Raw genomic sequence first — 20023 nt, forward strand, 5'->3', positions numbered from 1 at the left:
ATTGGAAAAAACAAAAGCTGTTTCCTGGTCCATTCAAAGCAAAATTGCCATTATTATAATCGATAATCCACCACTGAATGTTTTAAGTGAGGAAGTCATTGAGCTTTTATCAATTGCTGCAGATGAAATTGAAAGCGATTCCAATATCAAAGCTGTTATCGTAACGGGAGCTGGAGAAAGGGCTTTTGTCGCAGGCGGCGATATAAAGGGTTTTCCTGATTGGATGGGAAAAGGGATTGAACTGGCAAAAGAAAAGTCTCTCTGGCTTCAGGAACCTCTAAATAAACTGGAAAGGCTTCCGCAGCCCACGATAGCTGCCATTAATGGATTTGCTCTTGGAGGCGGCTGTGAATTGGCTTTAAGCTGTGATATCAGGATAGCAGAGGAGCACATAAAAATCGGGCTGCCTGAAATTAAGCTTGGCTTATTTCCGGGTGCGGGAGGAACTCAGCGGCTATCACGTCTTATTGGTAAATCAAAAGCAAAAGAAATGATTTTCACCGGTGAGCCGCTGTCAGCAGAGGATGCTTGGCGGATAGGCTTAATTAACCGGATTGCCCCTAAAGGAAAGTCGCTTGAAACAGCCTTGGATCTGGCGGAATCTATCAGCAATCATTCACTTCCCGCCCTGGCTTTTGCCAAGAGGTCGATAGATAAAGGTTATGAGCAAAGGCTTGAAAACGGACTCATCACCGAAGCTGAATATTTTGGCCAAGTTTTTCAAACCGAGGATGTTAAGGAGGGGGTAGGAGCTTTTATGCAAAAAAGAGACCCTAAATTTACTGATCAATAATTTAAAGATGGGGAGGAATAAAAATGTTTGGATTATCGCCATTGATGACTTTTATGTTATTTGTTTTTTGGCCGCTGTCATTGGCCGCCGCTGGTTTATGGGGATTATTGGCCTTTAAAAATAAAGAGGAAGAAGATGATGCTTTATGATTTTGGCAATTGGAATTATCTATCTGCTTGTGATCCTTGTTATAGGATTATTATCGATGAAGCATCAGAAAGACATGGACACCTTCTATACCGGGGGCAGGAGATTTGGCCCGTGGCTTGTCGCCCTGGCTGTCTCTTCCACAACCATGTCCGGATACGGTTTTATTGGATTGACTGGGCTTGTGTATGAGCATGGCTATGCCATTTTTATGATCGGGATTTTTGCCACTGCCGGGATTTTTGTAAGCTTTTTGATATTGGCAAAACCGATGAGGAGAATTACACAAAAATTTGGCGCACTGACCATTCCTGATTTATTGGAAATTCGCTATAACAGTAAAACAGTGCGGGCCATTACTGCACTAGCCATTCTTGGAGGGGCAATTGGCTATCAGATGGCTCAATATAAAGCATTGGGCAATATGCTTGAAACGGTCTTAGGGGTTGATTATAAGCTTGCTTTATTTATAGGGGTGGCCATATTAACGGTTTATGTTGTTGGCGGCGGAATGATCAGTGCCGTCTGGACAGACTTTATTCAAATGATTGTCATGATTGTTGGCGCTTTAATTGTTTTCATAGGCGGAATGAGAATGGTTGGAGGCATGTCCCAAATGAATGCTGAACTGTCAGCTATTAATCCTGATATGGTTCAGGCCTTCCATACTACAGGTCCAATCGGAATTTTTGCTTTTATTTCTTATTTCTTCATTTATGTAATTGGACATCAGGGACAGCCGCATGTAGTAACCAAATTTTATATGATCAGAAAAATTTCCATGCTTAAGTGGGCATGTATCATAGCTGCATCCACTTACGCATTAACAGCTTTATTATGGTTTGTAGGATTATATACACGTGTAATGGTTAACCGCGGTGAAATGGCAGCACCGGCAACTCCTGATATGGTGGCTCCAATGTTTATCGAAAACTTTTTTCCGCCTGTTGTTGCGGGGATCATATTTGCCGCTGTAATGGCAGCGATCATGTCAACCAGCGAAGCATTTCTTCTTGTAGCAAGCTCATCGATTGTAAGAGATATTTACCAGCAGATTATTAAGAAAGGTGAAAAATTACCTAAGAAAAAGGAATTGGCCCTATCCAGATGGTTTACTCTTCTCATCATTGCTGTTACATTCCTGCTCTCACTAAATCCGCCTGACCTTGTTGGCTGGCTTGGCAATGCATCCTGGGGAATCTTCTCAGCCTCGTTGCTGCCTGTATTGAGCATTGGTCTGCTGTGGAAGCGCGCGACAAAAACTGCTGCTATTTGTTCATCTGCATTAGGTTTCATCTCGAGCCTCGGTCTCTACGTTCTGAAAGTAAAAGGGATTTATGTTCCGGCACTTGATACAGGTGCAATTGCTTTGATCATCTCTACTATATCATTGGTTGGAATCTCCCTCATCACAAAACCGGCTTCCAGCCCAATTTTTGAAGATAAGCCCAGTCAGGCTGCTAAAACCGACCCTGCTGCAGCTAACCTTTCATAGTTTAAGAAACTTCCGCAGGTGTTTTTTAAAGCTCTTTTCGCCTAAACTGTTGTTTTTAGCATATCGATGTTGTCCGTTGATTGCAGCGAGAGGCTGCTCAGCGAACCACGGGGCGCGCGCTGAGCCTCCTCAACGCTGGGCGTCTGTGGGGTCTCACCTGTCCCGCTACTCCCGAAGGACTTTGAATATGCTGCCTTGAGTAAACACAGCGCGAAGAAAATGCGCATGCATTTTCGAGGATCTCGCCTTCCGCTCCAATTAACTCAATAAATAGCAACAAACTTAGTGAAAACGTTTTTAAAATAGGAAAAAAGATACAACTCAACTTGCAGAATGGCAGGAATACCCCTTTCCGCCGGTGAATACAATTAGAAAATGGAAACAGCTTCCTAAACAACAGAGATAGGAAGTAATATTTAAAAGCTGGGGGAAAAATGATTAAGTTAAAATGGGGTATTTCAATTTTATTAATTGTCTGTTTCATAGGATTAGCTGGCTGTTCAGGTACAATTGCCAGCAATGAACCGGTGAATAAGGCAGCGGAGCAAAAGCCGAAAGAAGAGGAGAAGGCTAAGGAAGGGGAGAAGGTGGAGGAGCAGGCTAAAGAGGAAGAAAAGAAAGAGGAAATAAAGCCGGTTATGGTTAATGTCATCGATCCTGATTCAAAAAAAGTGCTAAAGACCTTCAGCCCTGCTGAAATGGGATTTGGTGAGGATGATGAAAAATATAAAGCAGATCTTTCCCAATGGGCTAAGGAAATAGCCCGCGGAACGGATACAATTAAAGGCTATGACCAAAGGATGACCCTTGACAAAATTGGTCCCGATGGCAACATCATTAAAGGGCAGCCTGAGATTATTCTTGAAGAAAGTGAATTAGTGGATAAGATTTTCGCTGCATCTGTAAGTGGCGGGGATGTAGAGCTGCCGCTTTATATTACGGAAAGCGGTTATGATCCTGCTGATGTACCTCATTTAGGAGAAGTAGTCGTAGCATCCTATACTACCAATTTTAACAGCGGTGTGGCCGGTAGGACAAAAAATATTGAACTCTCAGCAGAAGCCATCAATAATATCATTCTAGGTGAGGGAGATCATTTTTCTTTTAATACAACAGTGGGGCCGAGTGATGAAGCTCATGGATATCAGCCTGCAGAGGAAGCCATTAATGGCAAGCTCGTAATGGGGATTGGGGGAGGTATTTGCCAAACATCCTCCACTCTATACAATGCAGTTGATAAAGTCGGGGTCAGTTATGTAGAAAAACATCACCATTCTGTAACGGTAGGTTATGTTCCTAAGGGTCGGGACGCAACCGTGTCCTATGGAGGCAAAGACTTCAGATTTGAAAACACAACCGGCATCCCGCTTCTTGTAAAAGCAAACTTCGGAAATGGTGTCTTAACAATTGAAATCAGAACCGCAAAAAAGTATGAGGGAATGTTAAAGAAAGCAATTTAACTGCAGCAGGCACCTAAGCCATGTTTCCGGTTTCGGTGCCTGAGTTATTTTTCATTGAATAATTTATGAAAAATAAGCAAATAGCGGAGGGGTTTGTCCACACCTTTTCAGTCTCTTTTAATACAATGATATAGAAAGATCTCCTCCCTAAGGATCTTTGGTCTGCAAAGTCGCCGCTAATCTGCCAGCCGGATTAGCGGCAATTTCTTTGTCTTATTATGCAAATAATAGTGAATGGAGTAGAATTTTCTGTGAATATCAGACTGATAGGGAAAAAGTACCTGACTTACCAGTTGTGTTCATGTTAAATTATAAGTATAATATCCTATCTTATCTAGAAATGAGGAAAGAGCATGAAATTATCTGTGGCAAAAAAACTGTTCCTCGGGTTTTTGTCTGTTCTTTTATTATTTGGCCTTGTCGCCGGTTTATCAAATTATGAACTTGGTAATGTTAACAGAAATTATCAAAGTTTAATAGATGATAATGTCTCTGAAGTGATGCTTGTAAAAACTCTGAAGGCAGAGCTTATGAATGAAGCAGGGGGGATCCGCGGCTATCTCCTGACAGGAGACTCTACATATCTGAGTGATTACGAAAGTTCCCGCAAGAGGATGGAGCATCATATCAATAAACTGAATGAATTAGCCGGCAATAAGAAGGAAAAGGAATTGGCGAAAGAACTGGAAATGCTCCATAATCGCTACCAGAGCATTATTGACAAAGAAATTAAGTTTAAGCTTGAGGAAAATAATGCTTATATGTCATTAGTTGAATCCTCAGATAAACAGGTCAGCCAGGATTTTAACAAAAAAGCGGATGAACTTGTGAAATTTTACGAATCCCAATTAAATGCCGGAATAAATGAAACCGTCTCGGGCGTTAAATCTTCTCAGACGATTACATTAATTATTACAATTTTGGCTGTTATTGCTGCTATGCTGATTGCTTATTTTATAAGCAGAATGATATCCAGGCCGATTAATCTAGCTGCAGCAGCGATAGACAAAGTGGCAGGAGGAGATTTAAGTCAGACCTCCATTAAAGTGAAAAACCGGGATGAAATAGGAGCGTTTATTTTATCATTAAATAAGATGGTCCAGGACTTGAGGTCTGTAGTCAGCCAGGTAAGAAGCACATCAGAACAAGTTGCATCAAGCAGTGAGCAGCTGGCGGCAAGTGCAGAAGAAAGTTCTTTGGCTTCTGAACAGGTAGCTGCTATTTCGCAGAAAAATGCTCTGGGGACAGAGCAGCAGCTTCATCGTTTTAGAGAGGTATCTTCTTCAATGGATGAGATCTCATCCGGAATGAAGCAGATTTCTTTAAGCAGCGAGCTGATGCTAGAAGCGGCGGAAAAGGCTAATATTTTAACTAAACAAGGCACTAATTCAGTCGATAATGCTGTAAGGCAAATGAATGAAATAAATACTTCGGTAGGCAGTGCCGCTCAGCATATTTATATGCTCGAATCCCGATCAAAAGAAATCAGCAATATCGTGGAATTAATCACGAATATCGCAGAACAGACAAATTTGCTTGCCCTCAATGCAGCGATTGAAGCTGCAAGGGCAGGTGAGCATGGCAGAGGCTTTTCGGTTGTCGCTGACGAGGTTCGTAAATTGGCGGAGGGCTCCAAGCAATCAGCCATTCAAATACAGCATATGATAGGGCTTGTTCAGGAAGAAACAAAGCAGGCCGTTCTGGCAATGGAAAAAGGAAATGAACAGGTCAGGGATGGCCTCGAAGATACAATGGAGGCAAGTGCAGCTTTTGCTGAGATCGCCCATTCAATGGGTGATGTAACATACAAAGTTGAAGAAGTCTCATCCTCAGTGGAAGAACTGACTGTCTTAACCATTCAGATTATTGATGTCATGTCAAATGTTCAGGACATTTCAGAAAAAAATGCAGCAGCTTCACAGGAAACTTCAGCTGCAACAGAAGAGCAGCTCGCCACCATGGAAGAAGTATCTTCATCAGCAGGGTCTCTTGCTAAACTTTCTGAAGAATTGCAGGACCTTGTTTCGAGATTTAAATTATAAGCTTATTTCGCAGTACATCATACAGACTGGGCTGGAGAATAAGAAATCAGAGACAGATTCGAGCACAAGAGGTTGGCTGGGACTATAAAAGCACACACAAAACAATGGACAAAATTAGTTCTCTCCATCGTCTAACTGGAAAGTGACAGAAACTATTAAAGTATCTGAAAAATTAAGTTGCATTTTAAAGGTTTTGAAGATATGCTCAATCTAGGAGATATACGGAAGGTCAATTGAAATTCTAAATGTGGCATACTTGTAATCATTAAACGTCTGCCTGCTATTTTGAGGAGGAGTTTGTCTAAAAATGATTGGTCACAAGGAATGCTTGCTGTGGAGTTTCAAACCATAAATTCGCAGATACCTTATTGTGTATCTGCATTTTTATTGGAAACTAATTTCCATGCCAGTCCCTGCAGGCCCAAATGAGTTCCTGCCAAGAGCTGGGCCCAGTGCCGGCAAATTGGATTTTATCAATACTGCCAAAATGTCATCTTCCGGTCGCTTTCAAAAAGAAATTGCTCATTTTGAGTTAATACGAAAGCAAGTAAAATTTACTTAACAAATTATAGCTATTTATATCATTTTTGATACAAAATACCCGAAAGGGTTTATTGATCTCTTCCAATGTGTATAAATAGAAGTTATAGAGGGGAGAGAATAATGTTAAATTTATTAAAAGACCCAGAGTTTGTGCAAAAGTGTGAAACTGCATCCCCGCTTGATATGGTTAATTATTTAACAGGCGGCAACATTAGAGGGTTGGAAAAAATCGCTTTGGGCACTCTTGCAAACAGAAAGCAGCTGCCGCCAAGTGTCGTTAATGTTCTGATCGTTTATTTTTTCAGCACGTTTGCCAATAAAGTATATGACCGTAATGATCTTGCCAGGCTTTATGATTACTGGGCGTCGAATAATGTATACAGTTTTGGAAAAGCACAGGAAATGACTGACGAAGATATAGAAAAAGTCCTGGCGGGCTTAAAATAATAGATTATCAAAAAAGTTCATCCCTTTCATGGATGAACTTTTTGATATAACCTATTTCTTTTTATTGCCGTATGCACCTTCAGAAGTCTGCTTAATCATTTGATGTCCAAGCACCGCCACGCCTGCAGCAACAATTCCGTTAAGGAGCCCTTCAAAAGAAAAGCCAAACGCCAGGCTGCCTGCAGAAACCGAAATCATTAAAAGAATCCATACGATGGACCAATCAGGAACTTTGGGTGTCTGTTTTAGTGCATACCCAATTACCCACAAAGCCGGGACCAGCATGTAATAATTCTGATTTAAAAAATCCAGTAAGTTCACCCCGCTCACCCCCTGTTAAATGTCTTTTTATAGTTTATGAAATCTCCTTATAAGTTGTTTGCCTGCTTGTCTATAAATTAGAAGAGAAATTATTTAAGCTTTAGAATTATTAAGCTTAAAGAAGACCGAATAGTTTGTTAAAATGCCATCTAAGATGCAGAATAGTTGACATTCAATCCTAATAGTGCTAAATTTGAATCAGCCGTTATGCATCGTGTTATATTTTGCTAGCTGCTTTTTCAACCGTTAGAAAATGGTCTGGATGAGTAATGAACGTAAAGTAATAATCGTGTATATGGTGAATTTACACATGGCTTTTTTTAGCCAATAGGAGGATTTTTTTCATGAAAAACGGTAAAGTAAAATGGTTCAATGCTGAAAAAGGTTTCGGATTCATCGAAGGTGAAGACGGAAACGACGTATTTGTACATTACTCTGCTATCCTATCTGAAGGTTTCAAATCTTTAGAAGAAGGCCAAGAAGTTTCTTTCGAAGTTGTTGAAGGTGCTCGTGGACCTCAAGCAGCTAACGTAACTAAACTATAATCGACACACCCATATAACAACAGCCTGGCCATTAGGTCAGGCTGTTTATTTTTTTTGAATCTACTTTTTGGGGGATTTTATTCAAACATCAATACAATATAAAAAAACAACTTGAAGTTTGGGGAGTTTCCTGTATAATGTTCAAGCGTGAGTTATTTTAGAATAATTTAATACTATTCACTTATCAAGAGAGACGGAGGGAATGGCCTGATGATGTCTCGGCAGCGGGCTCTGCAGAGCGCTGTGCCAAATCCAGCAAGCATAGATGCTTGGCAGATAAGAAGAGAACGATTAATAGATGCAGATCTCTTCTTGCTTGAAGGGGTCTTTTTATTTTGCTTGGAAAATTAATTAATAAAGGAGAATTCAATGAAATACAGGGGCAACCCATGGGCTTTATTACCGCTAGCCGCTTTCCTGCTTATATTTATTGGCAGCGGCATTGCAACAGGCGATTTTAACAGCATACCAATCATTGTCATTGTATCCACAGCAGCTGGAATTGCGCTGGCAATGAACAGAAAAAAGCCATTCATGGAAAAAGTAGAGATATTCACAAAAGGGGCCGGACATCCTGATATTATATTAATGTCCATCATTTTTATTCTGGCAGGGGCCTTTTCCGGTACGGCAAAAGGAATGGGTGCAGTTGATTCAACAGTGAACCTTGCACTCTCTTTTATCCCGCAGAATCTGCTCATGGTCGGAATTTTTATCATTGCATGCTTTATTTCATTATCAATGGGAACATCAATGGGGACAGTTGTCGCTCTCGCTCCAATTGGTGTGGCCCTTTCAGCAGAGACAGATATATCAGTAGCACTGGCCATGGCAGCAATAATAGGCGGTGCCATGTTTGGAGATAATCTCTCCGTCATTTCTGATACGACTATTGCAGCGGTCAGAACTCAGGGAACGAGAATGACCGATAAATTCCGGGTCAATTTTTTAATCGTACTGCCTGCTGCTGTTCTTACCGCTGTTATTCTTGGGATTTTAACAGCAGGTCAGGAAAGTGTGGTGACAAGCGGAGATTACAGCTTTTTAAAAGTAGTCCCTTATCTTAGCGTATTGGCTGCAGCTTTGTTTGGCATGAATGTTATTTTTGTGCTTAGCGGGGGTATTCTTCTTGCAGGTCTGATTGGAATTGCTGACGGCAGCTATACGTTTGTTTCATTCTTGCAAATGATTGCTGAGGGAATGGCTGGAATGCAGACGCTTGCCATCATTGCCATCCTCATTGGCGGATTGGTGGAGATCATCAGGTTTAATGGAGGAATAGATTACTTGCTTCACCTGGCTACAAGCAAAATCAAATCCCGCAGGGGAGCTGAATTTAGTATTGCGTCACTAGTCTTTCTGACAAATCTATCCACAGCCAATAATACCATTGCCATTATTATTGCAGGGCCTCTTGCCAAAAAAATTGCAGATCAGTATGAGATTGACCCGCGTAAATCAGCAAGTATACTTGATATATTTGCCTGCTTTGTACAAGGGACTATCCCTTATGGAGCACAGATGCTCGCTGCTTCCGGGCTCGCTGCCATTTCGCCGGTAAGCATCATGGCATTTTCCATATATCCAATATTAATTGGCATTTGCGGTATTATTGCTATTTTGATTAACTTTCCTAAGCTAATAAAGTAATAAATGAAAGAGCCTGCTGGGCTCTTTTTTTTTGAACTATGCTGTGTTTCAGAAAAATTGATGATATAATTAGAACGAATGTTCTGTAAAATGAAGCTGGAACGCTGCCATATTTTGTTTTTGGTATAATGGTAATATTGCAGAAAGAATCTGTGGCAAGGAAAAGAGGGTGTAAGAAATGAAATTTATCCATACAGCTGATTGGCATTTGGGCAAGCTGGTCCATGGTGTATATATGACCGAAGATCAGCGTCATTTTTTGAATCAATTTATTGATGTGGTAGAGGAAGAAAAGCCGGATGCAGTCGTCATTGCAGGTGACCTATATGACCGGTCCGTACCTCCGACTGATGCTGTAGAATTGCTGAATGAAATTCTTTTTAAAATAAATGTTGAGCTTAATACACCTGTGGTTGCCATAGGAGGAAATCATGACAGTGCAGAAAGGCTGTCATTTGGAAGCTCCTGGTATAAACAAAGCAAGTTCTACTTGTCTGGAAAACTGTCAAATGATTTTAAGCCTATACATATTAATGGAGTGAACTTTTATCAGGTTCCCTATGCTGAACCTGGACTGGTCAGGCATTTGCTTAATGATGACCGTGTTCACTCACATGACGATGCAATGAAGGCAATTGTGAGCAGAATTGAAAAGCATCTGAATCCAAATGAGCCGAATGTTCTTGTCGGACATGCTTTTGTCCTTGGCGGTTCAACCAGTGATTCGGAGAGGACCCTTTCAGTCGGCGGATCAGGCTGTGTCCATTCAAGCTGCTTTGATCCATTCTCTTATACAGCACTGGGGCATTTGCATAGCCCTGATGCCATAAAGCATGAAAAAATTCGATATTCCGGCTCCCTATTAAAATACTCTTTTTCAGAAGCCAAACAAGAAAAATCGATTTCTATTATAGAAATGAAGGAAAATGGCGAATTTGATTTGCGTACCCGTTCACTGAAGCCACAAAAAGACTTGAGAGAAATCGAAGGGCATTTAGATGAATTGATGGATCCAGCTTTCTATGAAAAACAGAAACTTGATGACTATCTGAAAATCACCCTTTTCGATGAAGGTGCATTGCTTGATCCAATTAATAAGCTGAGGCAGGTCTACCCCAATGTTCTTCACCTGGAAAGAAGAATTGCTGTGACCGATATGAAGAAAAAAAGCTCCTTTCTTTCGATGAAGGAAGAGAAAAAGTCAGAGCTTGAGCTGTTTAAACAATTCTATGAACAAATGACCACTTCTGAATTTACAGAGGATAAACAGCAGGTAATGACAGATGTGATCGAAAAAGTGCTTAGGGAGGAGGCCCAGAAATGAAACCGCTAAAATTAACGATGCAGGCGTTTGGCCCCTATGCAGACAGAGAAAGCATTGATTTTACCGAACTTGGAAATCGGACCATGTTTGTCATTTCGGGAAAGACGGGTTCAGGCAAGACCACTATATTTGACGGCATCAGCTATGCCATTTATGGAAAGGCAAGCGGAGAGGATCGGAATGGACCGGAACTTCGAAGCCAGTTTGCCAAAAATAATACACTAACTGAGATTTCCCTCGAATTCATTTTAAGAAATAAACGGTATCATATTACAAGATCTCCTCAGCAGGAAAAGAAAAAAGAGCGGGGCGATGGCACAACAACAGTGAGTGCAAAAGCTGAACTATATATATATGAAGAAAATGGAGATCAAAAGCTTCTGGCTTCAAATGTCAGGGATGTTGATGAAAAGATAAAAGAAATTATGATCATTGACAGCAATCAGTTCCGGCAAATTCTGATGATCCCCCAGGGAGAGTTCAGAAAGCTCCTTACTTCCGAGAGCAAGGATAAGGAAGTTATTCTTCAGCGGCTATTCCATACTCAAATATACAAGCGCATCGAAGAAAAATTAAAAGAAGATGCGACTGAATTAAAAAGAACGGTGGAAGAACAGATTAAATTGAGGGATCAGTATTTTAATCATGTTCAGGTTGTGTACAGCGGGGAGCTGAAATCATATCTCGAAGCAGGAAGTGTTAATGACACACTGCTCATGCCTCTTCTGGCAGATGAGATCGAGAAAATGGCAGATGGGCTTGAGGAGCTGACAGAATCAGGAAAGAAAAAGAAAGAATATCGAGATTATCTTCAGCAAAAACTTTATGAAGCAGAAATTCTATTAAAACAGCTTAAGGCTAAAGAAGACTTAAAGCAAAGGAAAGAAGAGCTCGAGGGACTAAGGGAGCAGTACTTGACAAAAGAGAAGGCGATAGCACTTGCCCAAAAAGCAGCTCTGCTCAATCAGCAGGAGCAGCACTGCCATGAATTGAAGAAAGAATTAGATGCTGCAAACGCTGAACTAACTATTCTTCATAAGAATATCAGCTCTCTTGAAGCTCTCTTAAAAGAAAAACAGGATAAATGGGAATCTGAAAAGAGCCGGGAGGAAGAGAGAAAACAGGCTGCAGAACACGTAAATCACCTGCAAAATATGAGAGAGGATATTCTCTCTTTTGCAGAAGTGAAAAAGCAGGTGTTTTCTCTTGAAGAAAATCTGGAAAAATTGAGGCTCCATAAAAGACAGAAAGAAGAAGATCATCAAAAAACAGATCAGATTATAAAAAAACTGTCAGAAGAAAAGCAGGACATTGAGAAGAGCAGGGTGGCACTGGTTGAGAATGAACGAAAGCTTGAGAAACTTACCGAAGAAATAGAAAGGCTTCATAGATTTGAAGAGCTGCATAAAGAGCATCAATCATCCATGAATGACTTCAGCAATAAAAAAAGTTTTTTTGAGCAGACTTCATCCAGGCTGACTGATGCCAAACTGCTTGTAGAGGAACTGGAAGGCAAATGGCTTCATGGACAGGCATCAATCCTTGCTGACAGGCTCCAAAACGGAGAAGCATGTCCGGTCTGTGGCTCAGAACACCATCCAAATCCGGCTGTCTCTCTTCAAGATATTCCTGATGAAAAAGATCTGAAGGAAGCAAAAAAGCAGGCAGCTGAAGTGGAAGCAGAGAAGGCGAAAGCGGAGTCTGCATTCTATGAAGCGCGATCCTGTATGAATTCCAGCGAAAATGGCCTGACGGAACTAACGGTTCAAATATTAAAACACCGTCCTGATTTTAAACGAGAGAATTTGCCGGTGCTTAATAATACTCTTGCAGATGAAAAAAGGGATCTTGTGGCTTTTCATACTGAATTGAAGAAGAAGTCTTCCAGGCTGGAAAACTGTGCTGCTGAGTTAGATAAAACTCAGCAGCATAAAGAAACTGTGGCTGCAGATATTGACCGGCTCCAAGTCCAGCTAAATGACACAGCCGTTTTACATGCCGAAAAGAAAAGCAACTTATCCAGAATGACGGCCGCAATTCCTGAGGACTTGCGTTCTGTTGAAGCCTACCAGGCGAGTTTGAAAATAGCAGCTGAAAAGCTTGAAAGACTGCAGAGACAGCTGGAAACGGCACAACAGGAATATCAGGATACAAAATCGTCCTTCATGGCGGAACAGGCAAAGCTTGCGACACTTCAAAAGATGGCTGTTGAGAAAGAAGAAAAGCTTGCAGCTGAAAGGCATAATTTTGTTCAGCGTATGAAAGATCAGGGTTTTGAAGCATATGGAGATTACAGGGATGCCAAAAAATCGGAAAATCAAATCAGTCAGCTTGTAGGTGAAGTAAGGGGATATAGGGAAGAAGTCCGTTCTGTCCAGGATCGGTTCGATGAACTGGTGCAGCTATTAGAGGGGGTTGAAAAACCTGATCTGGAAAGCTTGCAGGTATCATTACAGGAAACAGATAATCAATTGAAACTGCTCCAGGATCAATATACAAATCTGTTGATGAAAAAGAAACAAAATGAAGATACCTTAAGAAAAATCGTAGAAATTAATGAAAATATGAAAGCCCTTGAAGAAAGGTATAAAGTTATTGGGCACTTGTATGAAATTTCAAAAGGCCAGAACACATACCGAATTACTTTTGAACGATTTGTCCTCGCGTCATTTTTAGATGATATACTAAGGGAAGCCAATGGACGTTTAACAAGGATGACAAGCGGAAGATATATGCTGCTTCGAAAAACAGACCGGTCAAAGGGCAATGCGCAAAGCGGCCTGGAATTGCTTGTTTTCGATCAATACACTGGCCAGGAAAGGCATGTTAAAACTTTATCTGGCGGAGAAAGTTTTAAAGCCGCGCTTGCACTTGCACTTGGTCTGGCTGACGTGGTGCAGCAATACGCAGGAGGCGTATCTCTTGAAACGATGTTCATTGATGAAGGATTTGGGACACTTGATCCCGAATCATTGGATCAAGCAATAGAAGCATTGATCGAAATTCAAAGCAGCGGTAGGCTTGTAGGCATCATCTCTCATGTTCCCGAACTGAAGGAACGAATTGATGTTCGTCTTGAAGTAACAGCAAGCCAGACAGGAAGCCGCACGCAGTTTCAATTTTTAAGTTAGGATTCAGAGGAAAAGGATAGACCTCCTATCCTTTTTCCCATACTATTAAAGTTGGTGATCACTGTTGAGGAAGAAAGTTGCTTTATCATGGAGCGGCGGCAAAGATAGCTGCCTGGCCCTGGATGTATTAATAAAAAAGGGGTATGAGGTTGCATGCCTTCTGACTACGGTTCCGCAGGAAATCAGCAGAACTTTCGGCCATGGAGAAAAAACAGAATTAATCCAGCTTCAGGCAAAAAGCTTATCCATACCGGCAGAGTTTATTTTTTGTACTTTTGAGAATTACTCTGAGCATTTCGTGAGTGATTTAAAAAAAATAAAAGGTACCTATGGAATTACAGGCATTGCATTTGGAGACCTTTACTTGGATGGACACCGTGAATGGGGAGAAAAAACAGCAGCTGAAGCAGGATTGGACGCTGAATATCCTCTATGGATGGAAGAGAAAGATAGTCTTAAGGCTTTAAAAACTTTTGTGGAATCAGATTATAAAGCTAAAGTCATACGTGTCAGTGAAGAGGTGTTGGATGACTCGTGGCTCGGCAAAGAACTTGATCATGACTTTGTAAGTAAAATTGAAGATCAACCTGTTTGTCCGATGGGTGAATCAGGTGAGTATCATACATTTGTTTATGATGGACCGCTTTTTTCTGCCAGCATCCAACTGGACTCTCCGGAAGTCATTCAGCTTGAAACCACAAAGAAATTAGAATTTGGCGAGTTTAGTCTCGTTGAAAAAAATAAAAACGTCATTGACGGGAATGCGCAGGTAACGAAATGATTGAAATTAAGACATCAGCAGTAAGTGATGGCGAACATAACAGAGGAGTCTTTGCTACTCGTGATATTAAGAAGGGTGAACTGATTCATGAGGCTCCGGTGCTTCCGTATCCAAATAATGAGCATCAGCATATTGAAAAAACAGCTCTGGCAGACTATGCATTTGAATATGGGAAAAATCACAGTGCCCTTTTATTAGGCTATGGGATGCTTTTTAACCATTCCTACAAGCCTAATGCAATATATGATATTAACTTTGATAATCATACGTTTGATTTTTTCGCCTATAGAGATATTAAAGCAGGTGAAGAGGTTTTGATTAACTATAATGGGGAAGCAGAAAATGATGATCCCCTATGGTTCAATAAATAAAATAATTGAAGACTGGTTCCTCCTCGCACGGAGATCAGTCTCCCCAGAAGGGAGAGGGTAGTTTGTCAGGAGTATTTTCTCATGATTACAAAGCTTTCCCTTTTTTGGTTTTTTCCGCATCTCATATAGCCATGATTATGTTATTTGCAGCAGCAGCCGTGCTTTTATTTATCTTCAGAAAAGGGCTTTTACGGCTTGATCAGAAATTCCGGCTTTATATGTTTATGCTTCTATTTACATTGGAACTGCTATACCATCTTTGGCTATATCTTGGCGGCTATTGGGATATCTCCTTTACTTTGCCGCTGCAGCTCTGCTCCATAAGCTTAGTTCTTTGCTTGGTATTATTGGCAACGAAATCCAGTGCTGTCTTCCAGCTGGTCTATTATCTAGGAGTTACTGGCGCTTTAATGGCTATACTGACTCCTGAATTGTTTTTAGGCTTTCCCCATTTTCGTTACTTCCAATTTTTTATTACTCATAATCTGATCATATGTACCGGTCTTTATTTTGTGTTCGTGCATCAATTCAGGCCAACAGGAAAGGGCGTGCTAAACTCCTTTATCTTTTTGAATATCTGTGCTGGTGCGGCATTTTTCGCTAACAAACTGACAGGAGGAAACTATATGTTCCTGTCCCGCAAGCCGGAAAATGCTTCATTATTAGATTACTTCGGTCCTTATTCTTATTACATACTGACCCTCGAGATAGCGGCGGTATTCATGTTTTTATTGCTATTGCTTCCATTTAAAATTTTAGACAAAAATAAAGTAGAAAGGCGGAATCTGCATGAAACCTGCAAAAATAGGGATTGATGCCGGAGGGACTCTGCTTAAGATGGCATTTGAAGAAAAAAGAAATATTCATTACAAAAGCTATCTGATTGATGATATGGACAGTTCTATGAATTGGCTTAAGTTGTCTGCTGCTAATGCGGAAGTTGCATTGACAGGCGGGAAGGCTGAATATCTTAAAAAGGAGTATTTCCAAAGTGCCCTGATTGTTCCTGAAATTGAGTCTTCCGGTGTAGGTGCATCCTATTTGCTGAAGCAAGATGGATTATCCAATAAGAATTTCATCTTAAGTATTATAGGCACAGGTACTTCGATTTGCCTGAACAGAGACGGGAAAATCTCAAGGGTTTCCGGAAGCGGCATCGGCGGGGGAACATTGATGGGACTGGGACGGTTACTGACTGGTGAAAAGAATTTCTCCAATCTCGTTTCGCTGGCTGGCACCGGGAAAGCAGAAAATGCAGATATAATGGTCAAGGATATTTATTCACCATTCGATCCGCCGGTAAATGGGAGTCTTACCGCCAGTAACTTCGGGAAGATTAAGGATAATCATGTTAGCAAAAAAGACAAAGCAGCCAGCTTAACTAATATGATCGCTGAAACGCTTGTACTCCTAAGCTCTCAGGCAGCAGTTCATCATCAAATTGACGATATAATTTATATAGGAAGCACGCTTCGGAACAATGCCCCTCTAAAACACCTTATTAAGAAGTATACCGTCATGGTTGGCAAAAAACCTGTCTTTATTCAAGACGGGGCTTATTGTGGAGCATTAGGTGCGCTGCTGTCATTATAAAACCGGAAGATTGAAAGATTCTATTTTTCAGGATAAAGTTGAAAAAGAACGCAATAGAAGCAGGTGGCAGAAATGATGAAGAGATACTTTACAATCGGTATGGCTGGCCATATTGATCATGGAAAAACGACATTGACAAAAGCATTAACCAATGTTGATACAGATAGACTTAAGGAAGAAAAAGAAAGGCAAATATCTATAGAACTCGGATTTGCCCCTTTACATGAAGATGAGGAAATTCAAATAACAGTAGTGGATGTACCAGGGCATGAACGCTTTATCAGACAAATGATTGCCGGGGTTGCCGGGATAGACTTAGCCATCCTGGCTGTCGCAGCTGATGAAGGAGTAATGCCGCAAACAAGAGAGCACCTGGAAATTCTCGATTTTCTGGGGATCCGAAATGGCATTGTCGCCATAACAAAAATTGATCGTGTCGATGAGGAATTTACCGATCTTGTAAAAGAAGAAATTCTTGAGGAGCTTAAAGGAACTGTTTTTGAAGATGTTCCATTTATTTTAACAGACAGCCTTTCAGGAAAAGGAATTGAAAAGTTAAAGCAGTTGATAATCCATACCTTGAAAGATCAGGATACACGGAATGCAAAAGGCGCCTTCCGTCTGCCGATTGATCAGGTATTCACTGTGAAAGGGCGGGGAACCGTAGTTAGAGGAACTGTTTATGAAGGGAAAGTCGAAGAAGGGCAGCTTCTGAAAATCATGCCAAATGGCATCGAGACCAGGGCACGTCAGCTGCAGGTGCATCATCAATCTACAAAAGCGGCGTTTGCAGGACAAAGGGCAGCGATCAACCTTTCGGGTGTTTCGAAGGAGGAGATAGAGCGGGGCGAAGTCCTCGTATCGTCTGAGCATTTCAGCGTCACGAAAACCATTGATGTAGCCGTAAGAATGGTAGCCGATTTAGAGCACATCGTCAAACAGAGAATGCCTATTAAATGCCATATTGGTACAGCTGAGGTTATGGGCAAAATTGTCTTTTTTGACCGTAATGAATTATCCAATGCAGAAGGGGAAATTCTCTGCCAGCTGCGTTTAGAAGAGGTAGTGGTCGCCAAAAGGGGAGACCGGTTCATTTTAAGACGGCCAAGTCCCCAGGAGACCATCGGCGGGGGATGGGTTATCGACCCTAATGGAGAAAAGTACCGGTTCGGCCAAAAAACCATTGAGGATCTAAGCAGGAAAAAAGAAGGGACACCGAAAAATCACGTAAAAGCGGCGCTGTCCGAAGAAAAAGTCCTTTCTCTTTCAGAGATTACAGCAAAGACTTCACTGGACGAAATGACTGTTCAAGAAATTCTTAATGAAAAAGATTTCCTTTGTATCAACAGCAAGGAATTCACTCTTATAGCTATACAAGAGGTAATAGAGGGTGAAATAGCCGACCGCCTGAATGAGTTTCATCTGGAAAACCCAATGAAGCAAGGGGTCAATAAAGCAGAACTGCTGCAGGATATGCAAAATAAATATCCTAAAATGCTGGTTGAATTTGTCTTGAATTTAGGAATTGAAAAAAAGACATTCCAACGAAAAGGACAGTTTTTGCAGAATGAAGGTTTTCAACCTCATGTACCGAAAAGCTGGCAAAAACGAACGGACAATCTTCTTGCTGAATTAAAAAAAGATGGCTTTAAAGTAAAGCCTTTTGAAGAATATTATACATCCTCCGGGATACCTGAGAATCTTAAAGGTGATCTAAAACGATATTTAGAAGATCAGGAAATCGCCGTACCGCTGGATGCACAATACTTTTGGCATGGTGATCATTTTAGGTCAGCAGTGGAAGAATTAAAAAAGAGAACGGATGCTGAATTTGAAGTAAGCAGTGCAAAGGAAGTATTGGGTCTTTCCAGAAAGTATATGATACCTTTTCTCGAGAAACTTGATTCTTTGGGAATGACACGGAGAACAGAAAATAAGAGAATATGGATGTAAAGAGTTTGTTAAAAATAGATCAGCCTTAAGCTGGTCTATTTTTATTGGATAAAAGAAAGTTTACTTGAAATATTCAGTTAAATGATGAGAAACTACCCGGATGCACTCTAAAATTGTTCCCAATTTTACTAATAAATACATGACGAAATTACTACAGATTGATAGTTTATTGTAATTATATGAAGTTATAGATTATTTTACCTGTTTATCCATAATTTTAGGGTAGGATTTTACTAGAATAATTACTAATATTAGGATGGAAAAGAAATATAAGGAGTGTGCAACTTGAAGAAACAACTACTTACAATGGCTGCGACAGCTGGTTTTTTGTTTACACCTTTCAATGGAGAAGCAAGTGCTCATGAAAATAAATATATCGTTCAGTCTGGTGACACATTATGGGGTATCTCACGTTCTAACAATCTTTCAATAGAAGAATTAAAGACTTGGAATAATATCTCAGGATCGATAATATATAAAGGACAAGCCCTGACACTGTTGGCACCGCACAGCCATAACGGTTCAACAAGCGGGTCTCAAAGCACTGCAGTCAGCTACACAATTAAATCAGGCGATACTTTATGGGGAATTGCAAGAGATCATGGCCTTTCCGTCAGCAAACTAAAAAGTCTGAATGGAATCAGCAGTGACACGATCTATCCAGGCCAAAAGCTGCAAGTTAAAGGTTCTGCTCAACCTGCTGCACCTTCTGCTCCTGCAGGAACTGGATCTTACACCATTCAAAGAGGAGACACTCTATCCGGAATTGCATCTCGCCATAACTTATCGGTTTCACAATTAAAGGCAATAAATAGCCTTTCTTCAGATTTAATTTATGCCGGCCAAACTCTAAAGGTAGCCGGTTCAGGAACAAGTAAGCCGGCTGAATCAAAGGTTGCTGCTCAATCGACATCAAAGGTGAATGAACTCGTTTCTGAAGCAAAAAAATACATCGGTTCTCCCTATGAATGGGCAGGCAGCACACCTGCAGGATTTGACTGCAGCGGTTACCTGAACTATGTATATGGTAATGTGGGAATCTCTATTCCTCGTACAGTAGCGTCCATTTGGGATGCAACAAAACATGTTGCATCACCAAGAGTGGGGGATATTGTATTTTTTGAAACTTACCAATCCGGCCCGTCCCATGCTGGAATTTATCTTGGCAATTATAAATTCATTCATGCCGGATCTTCACGTGGTGTCGAGATCAGTGACATGAACAATTCCTATTGGAAGCCTCGTTATTTAGGTGCAAAAACAACCTTTTAATCAATAAAAAGTACTCGGCGCCACAGGGGTGAACTGTGCCCCGATTTACGGACAGTTTAAAAAGCGCCTATGCGGCTAGTAAATGACCCCGGTATTGCACCGGGGTCATTTTATTTAAGCCCCATTGATAACGATGCTGGTTATATTCCTCGATC

18 protein-coding genes and 1 riboswitch are annotated in these 20023 nt (G+C 40.9%); of the genes, 16 read left to right on the plus strand and 2 right to left on the minus strand.

Features of this window, described 5'->3' with window-relative positions; translation table 11 throughout:
* The first annotated feature begins 1 nt into the window (after nucleotide 1).
* The 6 genes from M3205_RS07750 to M3205_RS07770 all read left to right on the plus strand — a co-directional run bounded on the left by M3205_RS07750 (nucleotide 2) and on the right by M3205_RS07770 (nucleotide 6927).
* Nucleotides 2-793 (plus strand): enoyl-CoA hydratase, encoded by a 792-nt coding sequence (locus tag M3205_RS07750; RefSeq protein ID WP_396105351.1) that lies wholly within the window; start codon nucleotides 2-4, stop codon nucleotides 791-793.
* 23 nt (nucleotides 794-816) lie between these two features.
* A complete protein-coding gene (locus M3205_RS25590) occupies nucleotides 817-942 on the plus strand; it encodes a hypothetical protein (protein ID WP_261391473.1) in 126 nt (41 codons plus the stop codon).
* Nucleotides 939-2435, plus strand: a complete 1497-nt coding sequence (locus tag M3205_RS07755; protein WP_251169390.1) for a sodium/proline symporter — start codon at nucleotides 939-941, stop codon at nucleotides 2433-2435. The genes M3205_RS25590 and M3205_RS07755 overlap by 4 nt, the downstream gene beginning before the upstream one ends.
* A gap of 434 nt (nucleotides 2436-2869) precedes the next feature.
* Entirely contained in the window at nucleotides 2870-3895 is a 1026-nt protein-coding gene (locus M3205_RS07760; RefSeq protein WP_251169391.1) for a VanW family protein, read from the plus strand.
* Between the two features lie 353 nt (nucleotides 3896-4248).
* Nucleotides 4249-5937, plus strand: a complete 1689-nt coding sequence (locus tag M3205_RS07765; RefSeq protein WP_251169392.1) for a methyl-accepting chemotaxis protein — start codon at nucleotides 4249-4251, stop codon at nucleotides 5935-5937.
* 663 nt (nucleotides 5938-6600) lie between these two features.
* A complete protein-coding gene (locus M3205_RS07770) occupies nucleotides 6601-6927 on the plus strand; it encodes a hypothetical protein (protein WP_251169393.1) in 327 nt (108 codons plus the stop codon).
* 51 nt (nucleotides 6928-6978) lie between these two features.
* Here the strand turns inward: M3205_RS07770 and M3205_RS07775 are convergent, their stop codons facing one another.
* Nucleotides 6979-7248, minus strand: coding sequence for a phage holin family protein (locus M3205_RS07775; RefSeq protein ID WP_251169394.1), 270 nt, complete (start codon nucleotides 7246-7248; stop codon nucleotides 6979-6981).
* Nucleotides 7249-7592: 344 nt separating this feature from the next.
* Between M3205_RS07775 and M3205_RS07780 the strand changes: the two genes are divergently transcribed.
* The 10 genes from M3205_RS07780 (at nucleotide 7593) to M3205_RS07825 (ending at nucleotide 19868) form a co-directional block, all read left to right on the plus strand.
* The gene (locus M3205_RS07780) at nucleotides 7593-7793 is read left to right on the plus strand and encodes a cold-shock protein (RefSeq protein ID WP_251169395.1); all 201 of its coding nucleotides are present in this window, start codon (nucleotides 7593-7595) and stop codon (nucleotides 7791-7793) included.
* A 178-nt stretch (nucleotides 7794-7971) separates the two neighbouring features.
* Nucleotides 7972-8076, plus strand: a riboswitch (SAM riboswitch).
* A gap of 86 nt (nucleotides 8077-8162) precedes the next feature.
* Entirely contained in the window at nucleotides 8163-9443 is a 1281-nt protein-coding gene (locus M3205_RS07785; RefSeq protein ID WP_251169396.1) for a Na+/H+ antiporter NhaC family protein, read from the plus strand.
* A gap of 178 nt (nucleotides 9444-9621) precedes the next feature.
* Nucleotides 9622-10767, plus strand: coding sequence for an exonuclease SbcCD subunit D (locus M3205_RS07790; protein WP_251169397.1), 1146 nt, complete (start codon nucleotides 9622-9624; stop codon nucleotides 10765-10767).
* Nucleotides 10764-13898 carry an AAA family ATPase gene (locus M3205_RS07795; RefSeq protein ID WP_251169398.1) on the plus strand — a complete coding sequence of 1045 codons (3135 nt, stop codon included), beginning with the start codon at nucleotides 10764-10766 and terminating at the stop codon, nucleotides 13896-13898. Before M3205_RS07790 ends, M3205_RS07795 begins: the two co-directional genes overlap by 4 nt.
* A 64-nt stretch (nucleotides 13899-13962) precedes the next feature.
* A complete protein-coding gene (locus M3205_RS07800; RefSeq protein WP_251169399.1) occupies nucleotides 13963-14679 on the plus strand; it encodes a Dph6-related ATP pyrophosphatase in 717 nt (238 codons plus the stop codon).
* On the plus strand, nucleotides 14676-15050 hold the full coding sequence (locus M3205_RS07805; protein ID WP_251169400.1) for an SET domain-containing protein: 375 nt from the start codon (nucleotides 14676-14678) through the stop codon (nucleotides 15048-15050). Before M3205_RS07800 ends, M3205_RS07805 begins: the two co-directional genes overlap by 4 nt.
* Before the next feature lie 62 nt (nucleotides 15051-15112).
* Complete coding sequence (locus M3205_RS07810) at nucleotides 15113-15865, plus strand: YwaF family protein (RefSeq protein WP_251169401.1); 753 nt, start codon at nucleotides 15113-15115, stop codon at nucleotides 15863-15865.
* Nucleotides 15840-16643, plus strand: a complete 804-nt coding sequence (gene coaW / locus M3205_RS07815) for a type II pantothenate kinase (protein ID WP_251169402.1) — start codon at nucleotides 15840-15842, stop codon at nucleotides 16641-16643. Before M3205_RS07810 ends, coaW begins: the two co-directional genes overlap by 26 nt.
* Before the next feature lie 72 nt (nucleotides 16644-16715).
* Nucleotides 16716-18596 carry a selenocysteine-specific translation elongation factor gene (gene selB, locus M3205_RS07820; protein ID WP_251169403.1) on the plus strand — a complete coding sequence of 627 codons (1881 nt, stop codon included), beginning with the start codon at nucleotides 16716-16718 and terminating at the stop codon, nucleotides 18594-18596.
* 285 nt (nucleotides 18597-18881) lie between these two features.
* The gene (locus tag M3205_RS07825) at nucleotides 18882-19868 is read left to right on the plus strand and encodes a C40 family peptidase (protein ID WP_285886209.1); all 987 of its coding nucleotides are present in this window, start codon (nucleotides 18882-18884) and stop codon (nucleotides 19866-19868) included.
* A 67-nt stretch (nucleotides 19869-19935) separates the two neighbouring features.
* Here the strand turns inward: M3205_RS07825 and M3205_RS25900 are convergent, their stop codons facing one another.
* Nucleotides 19936-20022, minus strand: coding sequence for an IS3 family transposase (locus tag M3205_RS25900; protein ID WP_396105258.1), 87 nt, complete (start codon nucleotides 20020-20022; stop codon nucleotides 19936-19938).
* Nucleotide 20023: the final 1 nt, after the last annotated feature.

This window comes from Cytobacillus firmus, assembly GCF_023715565.1.
Taxonomy (GTDB): Bacteria; Bacillota; Bacilli; order Bacillales; family Cytobacillaceae; genus Cytobacillus; species Cytobacillus firmus_C.